This is a genomic window from Rathayibacter sp. VKM Ac-2926 (assembly GCF_022815565.1).
GTDB classification, from domain to species: Bacteria; Actinomycetota; Actinomycetes; order Actinomycetales; family Microbacteriaceae; genus Rathayibacter; species Rathayibacter festucae.
The window spans coordinates 47134-63759 of sequence record NZ_JALGRS010000017.1; the positions used below are offsets into that span (position 1 = coordinate 47134).

Genomic DNA, 16626 nt, shown 5'->3' on the forward strand with positions numbered 1-16626 from the left:
GAAGGCGCCCCCTCCGCTCGATACGCCCGCGATGCGGGCTACTCGATCACCATGAAGGGGCTGCTGATCGGCAGGGGGTCGATGGGGCAGGCGGGTGCGGTGCCCGCAGGCGTTCGGTATCGTGGCGCGCTCCGAGACCCGAGGGGGCATCGTGAACCGTCCGCACGTCACCGCAGGAGCCGCCGGGGTCCTCCTGCTCGCGCTCGCCGGCTGCACGCCGCCCGCGCCGGAAGCGGCCGGCGGCGGGCTCGACCTCGCCGTGTCCGCGGTCTGCGAGGCCGGCGTCGATCCGCAGTGCACCGCGGTCGGCGGTCAGGACGTGCTCGTCGACCCGGCGGCGTTCACCCGGGCGGGTGTCGCCTCGGTCGAGGTGTCCGGCACCGGCGGCGCCCAGACCGTCGACGTCCGCTTCGACGAGGACGGCGCGGAGCTCTTCCAGGACGCGACGGCGGAGGCGGCGGGCGCCGGCCCGGACGCGCGCCTGCTGCTGCGGGCCGGAGACGTGGTCGTCTCTGCCGTGGCGGTGATGCAGGCGATCGAGGGGGACTCGGTGCAGATCCTCCCCGGCGGCGAGGACGCGCAGGCGCTCGCCGACCGCATCCGCGCGGGCTGACCCCGCGCGGTCACGACACAGAGGCCTCCTCCGCACCGAGCTGCACCGCCAGCTCCATGCAGCGCACGCGGGCGGGGGAGAAGTCGTAGGGCAGGCTCCGGATGACGTCCGCCGCGCTCCTGGCGCGCGGATCGGCCGCGGGGGCGGGCGTCTCGGCGTCCTCGGGCGGGTGCCGCTCGTCCCAGGCCTCGGCGAGAGCGTCGTCCTCCTCGAGCTGACCGGACTCCCTGCAGACGCGCAGCAGCTCCGTCTCGAAGGCGTGCCGCTCGGCCGCCGCCTGCGCGACGCGGGGGTCGTTGACGGCGACCGAATCGTCCAGGGCCTCCTCGGCGGCGTCGACGCGGCCGGACGCGGCGCGCAGGTCGGGGTGGGCGGCGAGAGCGGCGAAGCGGCCGGCCTGGATGGCGGCGCCGAGCGGGCCGAACACGCGCTCGGTGACCAGCAGGACGTCCAGGTCGTCCTGGCGCAGCGAGCCCTCGGGCGCGCCCTCCAGGCGGCCGGACACGAGGTCGTCGAGCAGGCCCAGCCGGCTGCCGAGCGTGCGCATGCGCTGCACCGACGCCCGCTGCCGCTGCAGCTCGGCCTCCTGTGCGGCGAGGGTCTCCTCCAGCCGGGCGAGGACGGCGGCGACCTCGTCCTCGTCGTCCGCGGCGAGCGATTCCGCGCCGGCGAACGCGTCGCGGATGTCGTCGAGGGCGATCCCGGCGTCGGCCGTGCGGCGGATCCAGAGCAGCCGGACGATCTCCGCGTGTCCGTACCGGCGGCGCCCGTCGCCGCCCCGCTCGCGCTCGGGGAGCAGGCCGATCTGGTGGTAGTGCCGGATCGTCCGGGGCGTGATGCCGACGAACGCCGCGGCGTCGCCGATCAGGACCTCACGGGGCGGGGTCGGGAACGGATGCATGGCGGGCCTCTCGAAGCGGGACGGGACGTGCTTCGAGCAGATCACATGACGCTGCGGCAGGAGCAACCCCTGCTCGATCGGCACGCGCGGGACCCGCTGAGCAGGCTGGTCGATCAGCATGCAGACGGACCAGCGTGCGGCATTCATGCTGGTCGAGTAGCCGCCGCAGGCGGCGTATCGAGACCCACCCGGCGGGAGACGGTGGATCTCGATACGCCCGCTTCGCGGGCTACTCGATCAGCATGTGCTCGGCACGCGCGAGCGGCCCGCCCGCCCGCTACGAGGTGTAACCCGCCTGGATGGTGTCGAGGACCTGGTCGGTGCTCGAGCCGTCGATCCAGTCGACCATGCCCTTGAAGAAGCTGTCGGAGCCGACGGCCTTGGGCATCAGGTCGGAGGCGTCGAAGCGGAACGTGGTGCCCGGGTCCTGCAGGATCGAGATGGAGCTGCGCAGCAGGTCGCTGCTCGCGTTCGCCGGGTCGAGGCCGGTGTTCGCCGAGATGACGCCGCCGAGCTTCACGCGGCTGTTCGCCCAGTCGGCGCTGGCCAGGTACTCCTGCACCTTCGCGGTGTCCGCGTCGTCCGCGAACGCGGCGACGAACTCGCCGCCACCGGTGACGGCCTGGTCGTCGTCCGCCTTGATCGGCGGGGTGAGGAACGCCCAGACGTCGCCGTCCTCCGCCACGGTCGCGTCCGCTCCGGTGAGGAAGCCCTCGAAGAAGGACGCCTGGTGGGTCAGCGCGCAGGAGCCGTTGGCGATGTTCTGCGCCACGTCACCGAAGGCCGTCGAGTTGATCGAGGACACGTCGCCGTAGCCCGCGTTCACGAGCGTCGGGTCGAGCAGGATCGAGCCGACCGAGTCGAACGCGGCCTTGATCTTCGGGTCGGTGAACGGGGTGTCGCCCGCGACCCACGAGTCGTAGACGTCCGGACCGGACTCGCGGAGCACCGCGTCCTCGATCCAGTCCGTGCCCGGCCAGCCCGAGGCGGCGTCGGACGCGAAGCCGGCGCACCAGGACGGTCCGCCCGACTTCTCGGCGATGGTCTTCCCCAGCGCCTCCATCTCGTCCCAGGTCGTCGGGACCGAGACGCCCCACTCCTTGAACTTCGCCGGCGAGTACCAGACGTAGCCCTTCACGCTCGCCATCAGCGGCGCGCCGTACTGGGTGCCGTCGACCTGGCCGTACTTCTGCCAGTCCTCGGACCAGTTCTGCTTCACGTTGGCGAGGGCGCCCTCGGGCAGCTCCTTCACCTTGCCCGAGGCGACGGTGTCGGCGAGCAGTCCCGGCTGCGGGAAGATCGCGAGGTCGGGGACGTCGCCGCCCTGCACCTTGATGCCGATCTGCTGCTCGAAGCCCTTGTCGCCGGTGTACTTGATGTCGATCCCGGACTCCTTCTCCCAGTCCGCCCAGGACTGCTCGAGCAGGGTCGCCTCGTCGCCGTTGATGGTGCCGTAGACGGTGACGGAGCCGTCGCCCGCGGCGCCGCCGGAGCTCGTGCCACCGCCGGCGTTCGGGTCGTTGGGGTCGCTGCTGCTGGAGCAGCCCGCGAGGGCGATCCCGGCGGCCGCGAGTACGGCGACCGGAAGGGTGAGACGACGGTGCAGGAATGACCGCATGGTTCCTCCTCGTTGAGTGATGGAGCGACGAGGGGGAGTAGCCCCCCAGCTGCGTCCGACCAGAGTACGTCGTGAGAGAGCGCTCTCTCGGTAACGATCCGGCGTCGGATCGGCGACGAGCGGCCTGGGACGTCCCCGCCCCGGTCACGTCGACATCGGAAGTCCGGCGCCGCACAGCGCATTACCACGAATCGTTGCCCAATCGACCCCCTGGCGCGTTCTGCTTCCGGTACCGTCGTTCTGCTCGGCATTCCCGGTCCACCCGCCCGGCGTCCCCCTCTTCCCCGATCCTGGCGGGGGAGCTGCAGGACCCTCGCGGACCCGGGCTCGGCGCGTCCTCGGACGCGCCCCGTCGCCGGCTCCCGCGTACCCGACGCGGGAACGACCCCCGAAAGGCGTCCCCGATGGACCCCGCCCCCGCTCCGCGCATCCCCCTGACGCCGCGGCTCCTCCCGCCGACCCGCCGGGGCCGCCTCCGCGCGTCGCTCCTCGCGATCGCCGCCGCAGCAGCCCTCGTCGTGGTCGGCCTCGTCGTGCCCACCGCGAGCGCCGACACCGCGTGCGCGCCGGGGCAGAACGCCATCGTCTGCGAGAACGCCAAGCCCGGTACCGACCCGTCGGTCTGGGACATCACCGGAGCCGGCGACCCGTCGATCCAGGGCTACTCCACCGACATCAGCGTGAACGTCGGCCAGCGGATCGACTTCAAGATCGACACCGACGCCGCGGCGTACTCCATCGACGTCTACCGCACCGGCTGGTACGCCGGGAAGGGCGCCCGCCTGATCACCTCGGTGACCCCGAGCGCGGCCCTCCCGCAGCTCCAGCCCGAGTGCCTCTCCGACGTCACCACCGAGCTCTACGACTGCGGCACCTGGGCCGTCTCGGCGGGCTGGGACGTGCCGAGCACCGCCGTCTCCGGCGTCTACATCGCCCTGCTCACCCGCGCCGACACGGGCGGCCGGAGCCAGATCACCTTCGTCGTGCGCGACACCGCCAGCACCTCGGCCGTGCTCTTCCAGACCTCCGACCCCACCTGGCAGGCCTACAACACCTACGGCGGCTCGAACTTCTACAGCGGCGGCGCCAACGGCCGCGCCTACAAGCTCAGCTACAACCGGCCCGTCACCACCCGCGGCGACAACCAGGGCCGCGACTTCTACTTCGCCAACGAGTTCCCGCTGGTGCGCTTCCTCGAGCGCAACGGCTACGACGTCAGCTACTTCAGCGGCGTCGACACCGACCGCTTCGGCTCGGCGCTGAAGCAGCACCGCACCTTCCTCTCCGTCGGCCACGACGAGTACTGGTCCGGCGCCCAGCGCGCGAACGTCACCGCCGCGCGCGACGCCGGCGTGAACCTCCAGTTCCTCTCCGGGAACGAGAACTACTGGCGCACCCGCTACGAGCCGTCGCCGACCGCGGGCGGCAAGGACTACCGGACCGTCGTCACCTACAAGGAGACCTGGGCGAACGCCAAGACCGACCCGTCGCCCGAGTCCACCGGCACCTGGCGCGACCCGCGCTTCGCTTCGGTGGCGAACGGCGGCGGCCGGCCCGAGAACTCCCTCGCGGGCACGCTCTACATGGTGAACTACTCGGATCTGCCGGTGACCGTCAGCGCCGCGGAGGGGAAGCTGCGGCTCTGGCGCAATACCTCGCTCACCGGCCTCGCCACCGGGAGCAGCGCCGCGCTCGCTCCGCACACCATCGGCTACGAGTCCAACGAGGACGTCGACAACGGCGCCCGGCCGCCCGGCCTGATCCGCCTCTCGACGACGACCGGCGCCGTCCCCGAGTACCTGCAGGACTTCGGCACCACCGTCGCCGCGGGCACCACCCGGCACAACCTCACCCTCTACAAGGCGGCGAGCGGCGCGCTCGTCTTCTCGGCAGGCTCCGTGCAGTGGACCTGGGGCCTCGACCAGCAGCACGACGGCGACGGAGCCGCCGCCGACGTCCGGATGCAGCAGGCGCAGGTGAACCTCTTCGCCGACATGGGCGTGCAGCCCACCACGCTGATGAGCGGCCTGGTCGCCGCGACGAAGAGCACCGACACTGCGGGCCCGACCGTCTCGGTCTCGAACCCCTCGGGCGCCACGAGCAAGGCCAACGGCAGCACCGTATCGGTCTCGGGCACCGCGACCGACGCCTCGGGCAAGGTCGCCGGCGTCGAGGTCTCGACCGACGGCGCCACCTGGCACCCGGCGACCGGCACGACGTCCTGGTCGTACAGCTACGTCCAGCACGGCGCCGGCACCGGCTCGATCCGGGTGCGCGCCGTCGACGACAGCGCCAACATCGGCGCCGTCACCAGCCGCGCCGTCACCATCACCGGCACGGCCACCGTGTTCGGCGCCGAGGTGCCGAAGACCGCCGACTCCGGCGACCTCGATCCGGCCACCCTCGGCCTGCGCTTCACCCCGAGCGCCGACGGCTTCATCCAGGGCGTGCGCTTCTACAAGAGCGCGGCGAACACCGGCCCGCACACCGGCGCCCTCTGGAGCGTCGACGGCCGGCAGCTGGCCACCGTCGCCTTCGCGAACGAGACGGCGAGCGGCTGGCAGACCGCCACGTTCGGCGCCCCCGTCGCCGTCACCGCCGGCACCGCCTACGTCGTCTCGTACACGACCACGACCGGCCACTACTCGTCCGCCGACTGGTTCTGGTCGAGCACCGGCTACGCCGCCGCCCCGCTGACGGTCGCCGGAGGCTTCGGAGCGACGCCCGCCGGGGTCTACAGCACCACCGGCGGCTTCCCGACCGACAGCTACCGCGCGAACAACTACTTCGTCGACGCCGTCTACAGCACGGTCGACGCCACGCCGCTGAGCGTCGGCTCGCAGGCGCCGCTGGCCGGCTCCTCGAGCGTCGCGCCGTCGACGAAGGTCTCGGCCGTCTTCTCGAAGGCGGTGACGGCGAGCACGGTCGTGATGACGCTGAAGACCGCCGCCGGCGCGAGCGTCGCGGGCAGCACCGCGTACAACGCCACCACCCGCACCGCCACCTTCACGCCCACCGCCCCGCTCGCCGCGTCGACCGGGTACACCGCGACGCTCGCCGGCACCGCGACCGGCGGCGGCACCGTCACCGCGGGCGGCAGCTGGACCTTCACCACCCAGGCGCCCGACACCGTCGCGGGAGCCTGCCCCTGCCGGCTCTTCGACGACTCGACGACCCCGGGCATCGCGCAGGTCGCCGAGGGCACGCCCGTCACCCTGGGCACGCGCTTCGCCCCGCTGGTGGACGGCACGATCACGTCGCTCCGCTTCTACAAGGGCCCCGGCAACACCGGCACCCACGTCGGCACGCTCTCGAACGCCGACACCGGCGCCGAGATCGGCCGGGCGACCTTCACCGCCGAGAGCACGGCCGGCTGGCAGCAGGTGACGTTCGCCACCCCGGTGGCCGTGACCGGCGGCACCGACTACGTCGCCGCCTACACGACGACCACCGGCAACTACTCCGCCACGATCAACGGCTTCGGCTCCGGATCCACGCGCGGCCCGCTCGTCACCGCGAGCGACTCCGGCGCGTACACCTACTCCGGCGGCTTCGCGGGGCAGCGCTCGACCACGAACTACCTGGTCGACGTCTCGTTCACGCCGTCGGCGACACCCACGCCCACTCCGACCCCGACGCCGACCACCCCGTCGGGCACGCGCCTCTTCGCGGACACGACCCCCGCGACCGCCTCCGCCGAGGACTCGTCCTCGGTCGAGGTCGGGATGTCCTTCACCGCGTCGACGGCGGGCAGCGCCACCGGCATCGCCTTCTACAAGGGCTCCCGCAACACGGGCACCCACGTCGGCTCGCTGTGGGACGCCTCCGGCACGCGGATCGCGCAGGTGACCTTCACCGGCGAGACCGCGACCGGCTGGCAGAGCGCCGCGTTCGCCTCGCCCGTCGAGCTCGTGCCGGGCGCGCGCTACACGGTGTCGTACCTCGCGCCCGCGGGCTACTACGCCGCCACGGGAGCCGGGCTGGCGTCGCCGGTCACGAACGGCGCGCTGACCTCGGCCTCCGGCGACAACGGCGTGTACCGCTACGGATCCGGCGGAGTCATGCCGTCGTCGTCGTACAACTCCACGAACTACTTCGTGGACGTGTACTTCCAGGCGAAGGGGTAGGTGCGGGGCGACGCGGAGAGCCTCGTCACGATGCCGCCGTGGGAGAACGCGGGGTAAAGTAGGGGTAACGATGCTCCCGGGGAGGGTGCGATGCCAACCGCAGTGACGACAGGTCAGCACGCGAGAACCGCACGCATGGACGTGCACGAGGTCGCTGCCGTGCTCGTTCAGGGTCTGGGCCCGACACTCGTCGCCGCGATGACCGGCTCCAAGGACCGGAAGCTGCCCAGCAAGTGGGCGAAACCCGACGGCCCGCGCCCGTCCGCGGACTTCACGCGCCGGCTGCAGCTCGGCCATCGCGTCTGGGTCGCGCTGTCGGAGTCGGAGTCGGAGCACGTCGCGCGCCAGTGGTTCCTCGGCGGGAACCCCGTACTCCACGAGGACACGCCCATCACGGCGATCCGCGAAGACCGCGGCAGCGAGGTCATCGAGGCCGTCGAGTCCTTCCTCCGCGGCGATCCGGACGTCTGACGACCGTGGCGACAGCGCGAACCTGCTCCGAGACCGGTCTGCGCCTGCTCCCAGACGCCGGCGAGCAGACGTTCCGCGTCGCGAAGCCGAAGTACGGGCCGCTCTCCGCGCCTCTGCGCACCGGTCGCTCCGCACGTCGGCGGTGGGGCCGCTACGACTCGTACGGCCGGACTCTGTACCTCGCCAGTGACGAGGAGACCGCTTTCGCGGAGGTGTTGTCGGTGTTCAAGCGCCGACTCGGCGCGGCCGACCCTGTCGAGAAGGACGCCGCGGCCCTCGGTCTCACTCGTGAGGAGTTCCTCGAGATCGCGGCGGCGGAGTGGCAGGAATCGTCGTGCATGGGCATCGGCGCCGTCCCGCGCCAGTGGCGGACCGAGCGCAGGATGTTCCGGGTCGAGACGGCAGGAAGCGGCACGTGGATCGATGTCGAGCATCCTGATTCGATCGCCGCGATCGAGCCTCGAGTCGAGGGGGTGCTCGCCCGCCACGGCATACGGGCTCTGACGACCGCGGTCCTTCGCGGCGACGACCGCATCGTGACGACGGCCATCGCCCTGAGCCTCCGCCGCATCACCGTCGACGACGGGTCCGTCCCCCAGGGGATCCACTTCGGCAGCAAGTGGGGCGGCGGCTGGTGCCGAGCCGTCTGGCTCCCCGGCGACGAGGACGAGTGGAGCACCGATCTGAGGAGCCTCAGTGGCGAGGACATCCTCGCCACGGACGAGCACCTCATCCGCGCCTCAGAGCGATTCAGGGTCAGGGTGTTCTGACTCGTCGTTCGTCCGCCGTCCGCACGATCGCGGGCTCGAGATCGTCCGGGCGGCTAGTCGACGTACGCCCCCTCGACGCCGAGCGCTTCGATGTCCAGGCCGGTCCCGGACTCGATCATGTCGCCCGAGGGGCCGTCGACGACGACCGTGTACACGTCCCAGGTCTTCGCCACCGTGCCGGAGATCGCGCCGTAGTTCTGGACGGTGTCGTGCACCGTCAGGACCCAGACCGGGCGGTCCGCTGCGATCTGCAGGTCGGAGCCCAGGCCCGGAGCGATCCTCCGTAGATCCCCGTAGGCCAGGGCGGCGGCGAAGACGGGGATCTTCTCGGCGCCGTCGTCGCTGCCCGCTCGCAGGGAGCCGACGAGCTCGGAGACCGGCACCAGGGGCTCGGTCGTGTCGTACGGCTGCAGAGCGGGGAAGTCCGCCACCCGCTCCGCGAGGGCCTCCTCCGGGGAGATCGTGGGCTCGCCGCCCGCGGCATCGTGGTGGGCGATCTGCTCGGGGCCGCGTGCGGCGTCTTCGCCGGCTTTCATGGCGGAGACGCTCGTCGTCGTCGTCGCCGCGACCACGCCTGCAGCGAGCAGCACGCCGGCGATGCCCAGCGCGATCCGCGTGCTTCTCATCGGAAACCCCGTCTCGAGTCCGTCCCGGATGTCGTGAGCGTAGCGGCGGAGGAGCTCGTCTCCTAGGGGTCCGACAGGACGACGAGGTCTCACGGCCCGTACGACGACAGCACGCGGGGGACCCTCTCGGCCGCTGCTGCTCCCTCGAAGACCTCGCCGTCAGCGGCGGGCTCGTACCGTCCGGCTTCGATCCGCTCCACCCAGGCGGAGTACGCGCGCTGCTCGTCGTCGCTGACCGGTCCGCCGATCAGCGGGTCCGTCTGTGGGGTGCTGCTCATGGCGGGGTCCTCCGTTCCTCGGTGGTCTCCGTGCCCGCTCGAGAGTCGAGCGACGCAGAGGCGTGACGTGGAAGATCAAGACGTCCTGAGCGCGCAGATTCAAGTGCGCGAAGACTTCGATCATCGCGGTTCCGTCGCGGCCGGGCCCGATGAACAGGGCCGCCGGAATCAGCCTTTGCGGCATCGCTTCCCCAGGAAACTGCAAAAGCCCCACATCACGCGGGGCTCTCACACGAGTAACGAGCAGATCCTGTCTGCCGTTGTTCCCGGCGAGATTAGCACCGGACGCCGCCCCCTGGTCGAGCCTCTCGCCACCGGCTGAGGTCTCCGCGATCAGCGCGCCGGCCACGGATGGTCGACGTGCACTGCTCTCCGCGGGCTCATGCGGGCGTCGCCGGGCTCCCGCGCCGCTGACGCGCGAGGATCGGCCGCAGAGACGGTGAAGACGCCGACGCTCCAATGGCGCTTCGAGCGGCGTCCTGGCGCTTCGCGAGGGTGTCGTCGCGGAAGAGCCGCGCAGGAGCGGGACCGGAGGACGAAGTTTCACGGCCCGTACGACGACAGCAGGCGGGCGACGTCGTAGAGCTCCCGCTGGAGCCGGCGTGCGAGCCGTGCGCCCTCGCGCAGCCACTCCGCGGTATCGATGCTCCCGTCCCACCCGTCGAAGACGTCGTGGTGCGTGAGCCAGACCTCGATCCAGGCCCGCAGATCGGTCGTGAAGGCGGAGGACACCCCGAAGTCGCTCGGCTCCCGGGGACCTTGGTCGTCCCACAGTGCGCCGTCGTGCCCGGGCCCCAGGAAGAAGCGGAGGTCGACGAGCTCACCCGCGTCGGCGCGGCGCGCGTGCTCGACGACCCGCTCGGGGCTGATCCCCTCCGGCACCGGCCACTCCACCTGGGTCACCGGATCCACGACCCACTCGCCGGTCGGCCACTCCGCGACGCTCTCCACGCCACCAGCATGACCGAGGTCGATCGCCACCCCGGGTGTACAGAGCTGCATGACGCGCCACGGAACGCGCACGCCACCGTCGCAGCCCGGCTCGACTGCGAAGGTGATGCCTTCGACGTCGACCACGACGCCGCCTTTCACAGGGGGAATCCCCTTCGCCGCCCGATGTCTCTTCACTGATTCATCCGATCCCGACCCACGTTCCTCTCGGCCGATCCGCGTCTGCATCGAGCGAGAGCGTCTCACGGGTCCGATCGGCGGGCCACCGACTCACGCACGGGGAGAACATGACATCGCTATCGAGACGACTGGTCGTCGCGGGGGCCGCCGGAGGCCTGTCGCTCCTGACGGTGGAGCACCTGTTCGGCCCGGTAGCGGCCGCTCGCGCCGCTTCCCCTCCGGAGAGCAACGGTGCTGTCGACCCGGCGAGACTGACCACGGTCGCCGGCAGTGCGGGGACCGTGCTGCTCGAACGATCGACTGCGGCGAAGTGGACGGCGATGGTCGCGGCGTGCAGGGCTGCGACGGGAGTCACGATGGTCGTCACCTCTCCGGACGGCGGCTACCGGGACCTCGTCCAGCAGCAGTACCGCTACGAGCACCCCGAGGGCCCGGTGTCCATCGCCCGCCCGGGCTCGTCGACGCACGGCTTCGGGACAGCGGTCGACATCTGGAACAGGCAGCACGACTGGCTCGTCCGTCATGCCCGCGAATTCGACTTCACGCAGACCTTCTCGAGCGAACCCTGGCACTGGCAGTACACAGGCTCGACATCGACCATCGGCCCCGACACAGAGGATGACGAAATGAACATGATCGTGATTTACCAGGACGCCGGAAGCGGTCGCGGCCCGAGCTACGGGAGCACGGCGGTCATCACTCCCCGACGGGGCTTCGTGCAGACCAGCACAGGTCTCGAGAACCGCGACGAGCTCACCGCCTGGACCTCCATCGCGGGCGCCCTCGGCATCACGATCATCGAGAAGCACGTCGACGCCAACGGCTTCACCATGGCCGGACGGTTCTGACCGGGATTCCGACCCGCGGCGACGAAGGGCTGCCACCTGCTCCAGAGGCGGCAGCCCTTCGTCGTGCACGGGAGGGTGCCCGGCGAACCGCCCGCTCTCCGCGCCGGTGGCTCGTGCTCACTCCGACGCTGTCAGCCCCCGCCCCGGAGCGCGTCGCATGATGGCGGGATGTTCATCCCGACCCGAGCCGCCGGTCTCGAGGCGCTCGACGACTTCGTCGCGCGCGCCGGCTCCGCCTACACGCGCGAGCGCAATCACGACCACGGACCGTCCCGGAGCAACGTGTCCGGGCTCTCCCCGTACCTCCGCCACCGGCTCGTCTCCGAGCGGGAGGTCGTCGCCGCGGTCCTCTCCCGCCACACGCTGACCGCCGCGGAGAAGTTCGTCCAGGAGGTGTTCTGGCGCACCTACTGGAAGGGCTGGCTCGAGCAGAACCCCGAGGTGTGGCGCCGCTACCGCCGCGAGGTGCGCGACTTCGAGGGGCACCTCCCGACCGGCTACGCCGACGCGATCGGCGGCCGGAGCGGCATCGACGCGATGGACGCCTGGGTGCAGGAGCTCGTCGAGACCGGCTACCTGCACAATCACACGCGCATGTGGTTCGCGAGCATCTGGATCTTCACGCTCGGCCTGCCCTGGCAGCTCGGCGCCGACTTCTTCTACCGGCACCTGCTCGACGGCGACGCCGCCTCCAACACTCTCTCCTGGCGCTGGGTCGCCGGCCTGCAGACCCCGGGCAAGACGTACCTCGCGACCGCCTCCAACATCGCCAAGTACACCGAGGGCCGCTTCTCGCCGCAGGGGCTCGCCACGTCGGCGCCCGCGCTCAGCGAGGAGCACTTCCCGCCCCGCACGCCGATCGAGCCGGACGACGTCGTCGGCACCCTCGGCACCCGCCCCGGCCTCCTGCTGCACGAGGAGGACCTCGACGCGGCGAGCCTCCTCGCCGAGCAGCCCGGACTGCCGGAGCGGCTGATCGCGACCGCGGTCTCCGCCGACCCGGGGGAGCGCTCGCCGTTCGCGGTCTCGGAGGCGGTGCAGGACTTCACCGCCGCGGCGATCGCCGACGCCGCGGAGCACACGCCGGACAAGGGCGGTCGGCCGGCGCGCGTGCTGGCCGATGCGCTGCCCGCGACGGTCGTCGACTGGGCGTCGTCCGAACGGCTCGACACCGTGGTGGTCCCGTACGCGCCGGTCGGCCCCGTGCAGGAGCGGCTGGACGCGCTCCGCTCCGCCCTCGCTCAGGAGGGGATCGCGCTCGTCACGGTGCGCCGCCGCTGGGACGGCACCGCCTGGCCCTCGGCCTCGCGCGGGTTCTTCGCCTTCAAGAAGCGGATCCCGACGCTGGTCCGCGGGCTGGACGAACCGGAGGACGCGGTCCGGCTGTTCTGAGCGGCGGGGACCTCGGAATGGCTGCTGCTGGACGTCGAGAGCGCAACGACGAGCAGGTCGCGGACGCAGAGCGACTCCGGCGGCCCTGAGAGGGGGCGCGCCCAGCGCGTACCCTCGTGCCATGTCCGTTCCTCCTGCTCCGGCGACGATCATCGACGTGGCGCGGGTCGCAGGCGTGTCGCGGCAGACGGTCAGCCGTGCTCTCAACGACATGGCGGATGTCCGGGCGACGACGAAGGCGCGTGTGATCGCGGCGGCGCGGGAGCTGAACTACCGTCCGAACCGGGCGGCGCAGAGCATGGTCCGCGGGCGCCGCACGATCATCGGGCTCGTGCTCGAGGACCTGAGCAACCCGTACTTCGCGGAACTCGCCGCGGCGGTGAACCGGGTCGCGGCCGACCGGGACTGGGGCGTGCTGCTCTGCGACGTCGGCACGGACCGGGGGAAGGCGCGCGGGCAGCTCGCGACGATCGTCTCGGGCGTCGACGCGCTGGTGCTCACAGGCTGCCGCACGGACACCCTGTCGCTGCTGCCCGAGGACGTGCTGCGGGGCGGGCAGCGGCGACTGCCGCTGGTGATGATCGACGGGCCCGCCGACGAGCGCTTGAACGGGCGGGTCGTGCTCGAGGTCGAGCAGGGGGTCCGGGCGGCCGTCGATCGTCTCGTCGCGCAGGGCCGGCGCCGGATCGCGTTCCTCGGTTCGGAGGTGGGGACCGACGTCCGCCGCGACGTCTTCCGCGCAGGTCTCGAGGAGCACGACCTGTCCTGGCGGGACCTGCCGGCACTCGTCGCGGAGGAGAGCATGGAGGGCGGGATGCGCGGGGCCGGCGAGCTGCTGGAGCAGTGCCCGGAGCTCGACGCGGTCCTCGTCTACAACGACATCATGGCGCTGGGCGTGCTCAAGACGCTGGCGAGGGCCGGGCGCCGCGTGCCCGAAGAGGTGGCGGTGATCGGCGTGGACGGCCTCGACATCGGCCGACTCGTCACGCCCGAGCTGACGACCCTGGCGATCGACAAGGCTCGGCTCGCGGAGGCGGCCGTCACGCTGCTCGAGCGGGCCTTCTCCGACGGCGGAACGGGGCCGGTGGGGGAGTCCGTCGTCGGGCTCACACTCCTCCTGCGCGACTCCGCCTGACCGCGACTGCACGGGTCGGCGCACCGATGCGCTCGCCCGGGCTCTCCTTCCCTGCTGCAACCGGAACGTTCACGGTTCTGCGCCGACCTCTGCTAGCGTCTGGCCTGTGAACGTTCACGGCACCGCCCTCGCCCCCTCTCGCCACTCGACCGCCGCGTGGCGGAACGCCGTCATGGTGATGTTCGCCCTCGGGGGCGTCACGGTCTCCACCTGGGGTCCGCGACTCCCGAGCATCCGCGATTCCCTGGGGATCGGGGACGCCGTGATCGGCCTCGCCCTGGCAGGCGTGACCGTCGGCTCGATCGCCGGCCTGGGCGTCGCGGCGCTGCTGCTGTCGAAGCTCGGTGCCCGGCGCGCGATCCTCGGCGCCCTCCTGACGACCGCTGCCGGCGTGGCCGTCGTCGGTCTCGGAGCCGGAGTCGCCGGCTCCCTCGGCATCACGATCGTCGGGTTCGTCGCGGTCGGCCTGGGGGTCGGCTCGCTCGACGTGATGATCAACGTCGAGGGTGCGGCGGTCGAGGCCGCCGTGCAGAAGACGCTGATGCCGCTGCTGCACGCGGCCTGGTCGGCGGGCGCGATCCTCGGCTCCGTGATCGGCGCCGGCGCATCGGCGGCCGGGATCCGCTTCGAGTGGCAGTTCTGCGCCGAGGCGGTGCTGATCGCGATCGCCGGCCTGATCGCGGTCCGCTACCTTCCGGCGGCGCAGGCCGTCGAGGCGAGCGCCGCGGGAGCCCCGGCCTCGAGTGGCTGGCGTCAGCGGCTGCGGGTCCTGGCCGACTGGCGGCTTCTGCTCATCGGCGTGGTCATGTTCGGCGCCGAGCTGGGGGAGGGGACCGCGAACAGCTGGCTGTCGCTCTCGGCCCGGGACGGCCACGGACAGACGGAGACGGTCGCCGCGCTCTTCTTCACGGTCTTCGCCCTGGGTGAGACGATCGCTCGCGTCGTCGGCGGCCCGGTCGTCGACCGCATCGGCCGCGTCGCCACCATCCGGATCACGGCCGCCGTCGGGGTGCTGGGGCTCGTGCTGTTCATCCTCGGCGGGCCCACCTGGCTGATCCTCCTCGGGACGGTGCTCTGGGCGGTCGGCGTCTCGATGGGCTTCCCCCTGGGCATGTCCGCCGCCGCCGACAGCGGTCCGAACCCGGCCGCCCGCGTCAGCATCGTCGCCTCCGTCGGCTACCTCGCGAACCTCGCCGGCCCGCCCGTCATCGGCGGCCTCTCGGAGTCGTTCGGGCTCCTCAACGCCTTCTGGCTCGTCGCCGCACTGCTGGCCGCCGCGTTCCTCGCCGCCGGCGCCTACGGCCGGCGCAGCACCCCGATCCCGTCCGACTGAGCACCGAAGGGCCGATCGCCGATGCCTCGACCTCTCCACCCCACCACCGACTCCGCACGCCGGCTCGGAGCGCACCTGCGCCGAGCCCGGCTGGAGCGGGGGCTCCGCCAGGAGGACCTCGCGCGCGACGCAGGCGTCGGAACCGCGACTCTGCGCCGCATCGAGCGCGGCGACCAGGACAACCCCAGCGTCTTCGTCGTCCTCCGCCTGCTGAACCGGCTCGATCTTCCCGCCGCGACCCTGGACAGGATCATCGGCTAGCGGACATCGATGTCCGATGTCGCGTGCAGCCTCGTCCCTCAGGACGACCTCGACTCGCGGGGCCGGGAACCGACGTGTGGATGCATCCGAGCTCGCCGGTCGGCACGGTGTCAGTGCGGGAGCAGATCCTCGATCGCCACGAGTTCGGTCGCCGAGAGGGGCGGCGCGTCGAGGGCCGCCACGTTCTGCTCCAGCTGCTGCACGCTCGAGGCGCCGATGATCGCCGAGGTGACAGCGGAGGAGCGCAGCACCCAGTTCAGGGCGAGCTGGGCGATGCTCTGGCCGCGCCCGTCCGCGACCTCCTTCAGGCCCTGGATCAGCCGCCGGTAGTCGCCCTCGAGGGCCCCGGGCTTGAGGAAGTGCCCGACCGCGGCGCGCGAGTCCGGCGGGATCTCGCCGGAGAGGTAGCGGTCGGTGAGCAGCCCCTGCTCCAGCGGGGAGAAGACGATGGCGCCGATGCCCTCCCGCTCCACGAGATCGAGCAGCCCCGACTCCTCGGGCCGGCGGTCGAGCATCGAGTAGCGGGGCTGGTGGATCAGCAGCGGCACCCCGTGCGCGGCGAGCGCGTCGCGGGCGGCGATCGTCTGCTCGGGCGAGTAGTTCGAGACGCCCGCGTAGAGGGCCTTGCCCTGCTGGATCGCAGTCGCGAGCGCGCCCATGGTCTCCTCGATCGGGGTCTCGGGGTCGGGGCGGTGCGAGTAGAAGACGTCGACGTACTCGACGCCGAGGCGGCCGAGGCTCTGGTCGAGCGAGGAGAGCAGGTACTTGCGCGAGCCGTGATCGCCGTAGGGGCCGGGCCACATGTCGTAGCCGGCCTTCGTGGAGAGGACCAGCTCGTCGCGGTACGGGCGCAGGTCCTCCGCGAGGATCCGGCCGAACGCCGTCTCGGCGGAGCCGTAGGGCGGGCCGTAGTTGTTGGCGAGGTCGAAGTGGGTGATCCCGAGGTCGAAGGCTCGGCGGACGATCGCGCGCTGGGTCTCGATCGGCTTCGTCTCGCCGAAGTTGTGCCACAGGCCCAGCGAGAGGGCGGGCAGCTTCAGGCCGCTGCGGCCCGAGCGGTGGTAGGTCATGCGGTCGTAGCGGGTGACGGCGGGGTGGTGGGTCATGGCGTGTCTCCAGAGA

16 protein-coding genes and 1 pseudogene are annotated in these 16626 nt (G+C 71.9%); 11 read left to right on the top strand and 6 right to left on the bottom strand.

Annotation, left to right across the window (positions count from 1 at the left end):
* Positions 1 to 151: 151 nt before the first annotated feature.
* Positions 152 to 613 (top strand): hypothetical protein, encoded by a 462-nt coding sequence (locus tag MT351_RS18560; protein ID WP_243582926.1) that lies wholly within the window; start codon positions 152 to 154, stop codon positions 611 to 613.
* A gap of 10 nt (positions 614 to 623) precedes the next feature.
* Here MT351_RS18560 and MT351_RS18565 read toward each other — a convergent pair whose 3' ends face one another.
* Both MT351_RS18565 and MT351_RS18570 read right to left on the bottom strand, forming a co-directional pair.
* Positions 624 to 1661: a MerR family transcriptional regulator gene (locus MT351_RS18565; RefSeq protein WP_243582927.1), complete on the bottom strand. Its 1038-nt coding sequence runs from the start codon at positions 1659 to 1661 to the stop codon at positions 624 to 626.
* A gap of 130 nt (positions 1662 to 1791) precedes the next feature.
* Positions 1792 to 3132, bottom strand: coding sequence for an ABC transporter substrate-binding protein (locus MT351_RS18570; RefSeq protein ID WP_243582928.1), 1341 nt, complete (start codon positions 3130 to 3132; stop codon positions 1792 to 1794).
* 404 nt (positions 3133 to 3536) lie between these two features.
* Here MT351_RS18570 and MT351_RS18575 point away from each other — a divergent pair, with 404 nt between their 5' ends.
* The 4 genes and pseudogenes from MT351_RS18575 to MT351_RS20455 all read left to right on the top strand — a co-directional run bounded on the left by MT351_RS18575 (position 3537) and on the right by MT351_RS20455 (position 8500).
* Positions 3537 to 7259: a DUF4082 domain-containing protein gene (locus MT351_RS18575; protein ID WP_243582929.1), complete on the top strand. Its 3723-nt coding sequence runs from the start codon at positions 3537 to 3539 to the stop codon at positions 7257 to 7259.
* Positions 7260 to 7394: 135 nt separating this feature from the next.
* The gene (locus MT351_RS18580) at positions 7395 to 7730 is read left to right on the top strand and encodes a hypothetical protein (RefSeq protein ID WP_243582930.1); all 336 of its coding nucleotides are present in this window, start codon (positions 7395 to 7397) and stop codon (positions 7728 to 7730) included.
* 5 nt (positions 7731 to 7735) lie between these two features.
* A pseudogene (locus MT351_RS20450) lies at positions 7736 to 8026 on the top strand (RES domain-containing protein); the annotation flags it as partial.
* A 42-nt stretch (positions 8027 to 8068) separates the two neighbouring features.
* Entirely contained in the window at positions 8069 to 8500 is a 432-nt protein-coding gene (locus MT351_RS20455) for a hypothetical protein (RefSeq protein ID WP_374204791.1), read from the top strand.
* Positions 8501 to 8553: 53 nt separating this feature from the next.
* Here MT351_RS20455 and MT351_RS18590 read toward each other — a convergent pair whose 3' ends face one another.
* Together MT351_RS18590 and MT351_RS18595 are read right to left on the bottom strand one after the other, a co-directional pair.
* Positions 8554 to 9126 (bottom strand): hypothetical protein, encoded by a 573-nt coding sequence (locus MT351_RS18590; protein WP_243582932.1) that lies wholly within the window; start codon positions 9124 to 9126, stop codon positions 8554 to 8556.
* 89 nt (positions 9127 to 9215) lie between these two features.
* Positions 9216 to 9404: a hypothetical protein gene (locus MT351_RS18595; protein ID WP_243582933.1), complete on the bottom strand. Its 189-nt coding sequence runs from the start codon at positions 9402 to 9404 to the stop codon at positions 9216 to 9218.
* Positions 9405 to 9471: 67 nt separating this feature from the next.
* On the opposite strand from MT351_RS18595, the gene MT351_RS18600 reads away from it, so the two are divergent.
* Complete coding sequence (locus tag MT351_RS18600) at positions 9472 to 9726, top strand: hypothetical protein (RefSeq protein WP_243582934.1); 255 nt, start codon at positions 9472 to 9474, stop codon at positions 9724 to 9726.
* 221 nt (positions 9727 to 9947) lie between these two features.
* Here the strand turns inward: MT351_RS18600 and MT351_RS18605 are convergent, their stop codons facing one another.
* On the bottom strand, positions 9948 to 10481 hold the full coding sequence (locus MT351_RS18605) for a hypothetical protein (protein WP_243582935.1): 534 nt from the start codon (positions 10479 to 10481) through the stop codon (positions 9948 to 9950).
* 161 nt (positions 10482 to 10642) lie between these two features.
* Here MT351_RS18605 and MT351_RS18610 point away from each other — a divergent pair, with 161 nt between their 5' ends.
* The 5 genes from MT351_RS18610 (at position 10643) to MT351_RS18630 (ending at position 15504) form a co-directional block, all read left to right on the top strand.
* Entirely contained in the window at positions 10643 to 11383 is a 741-nt protein-coding gene (locus MT351_RS18610) for a M15 family metallopeptidase (RefSeq protein WP_279398466.1), read from the top strand.
* A gap of 168 nt (positions 11384 to 11551) precedes the next feature.
* Positions 11552 to 12775 carry an FAD-binding domain-containing protein gene (locus tag MT351_RS18615; protein WP_243582936.1) on the top strand — a complete coding sequence of 408 codons (1224 nt, stop codon included), beginning with the start codon at positions 11552 to 11554 and terminating at the stop codon, positions 12773 to 12775.
* 121 nt (positions 12776 to 12896) lie between these two features.
* Positions 12897 to 13910: a LacI family DNA-binding transcriptional regulator gene (locus MT351_RS18620; RefSeq protein ID WP_123736067.1), complete on the top strand. Its 1014-nt coding sequence runs from the start codon at positions 12897 to 12899 to the stop codon at positions 13908 to 13910.
* 106 nt (positions 13911 to 14016) lie between these two features.
* Entirely contained in the window at positions 14017 to 15243 is a 1227-nt protein-coding gene (locus MT351_RS18625) for an MFS transporter (protein ID WP_243582937.1), read from the top strand.
* Positions 15244 to 15264: 21 nt separating this feature from the next.
* Complete coding sequence (locus tag MT351_RS18630; RefSeq protein WP_123736065.1) at positions 15265 to 15504, top strand: helix-turn-helix domain-containing protein; 240 nt, start codon at positions 15265 to 15267, stop codon at positions 15502 to 15504.
* Between the two features lie 110 nt (positions 15505 to 15614).
* On the opposite strand, the gene MT351_RS18635 is transcribed toward MT351_RS18630, so the two are convergent.
* On the bottom strand, positions 15615 to 16610 hold the full coding sequence (locus MT351_RS18635) for an aldo/keto reductase (protein WP_243582938.1): 996 nt from the start codon (positions 16608 to 16610) through the stop codon (positions 15615 to 15617).
* Positions 16611 to 16626: the final 16 nt, after the last annotated feature.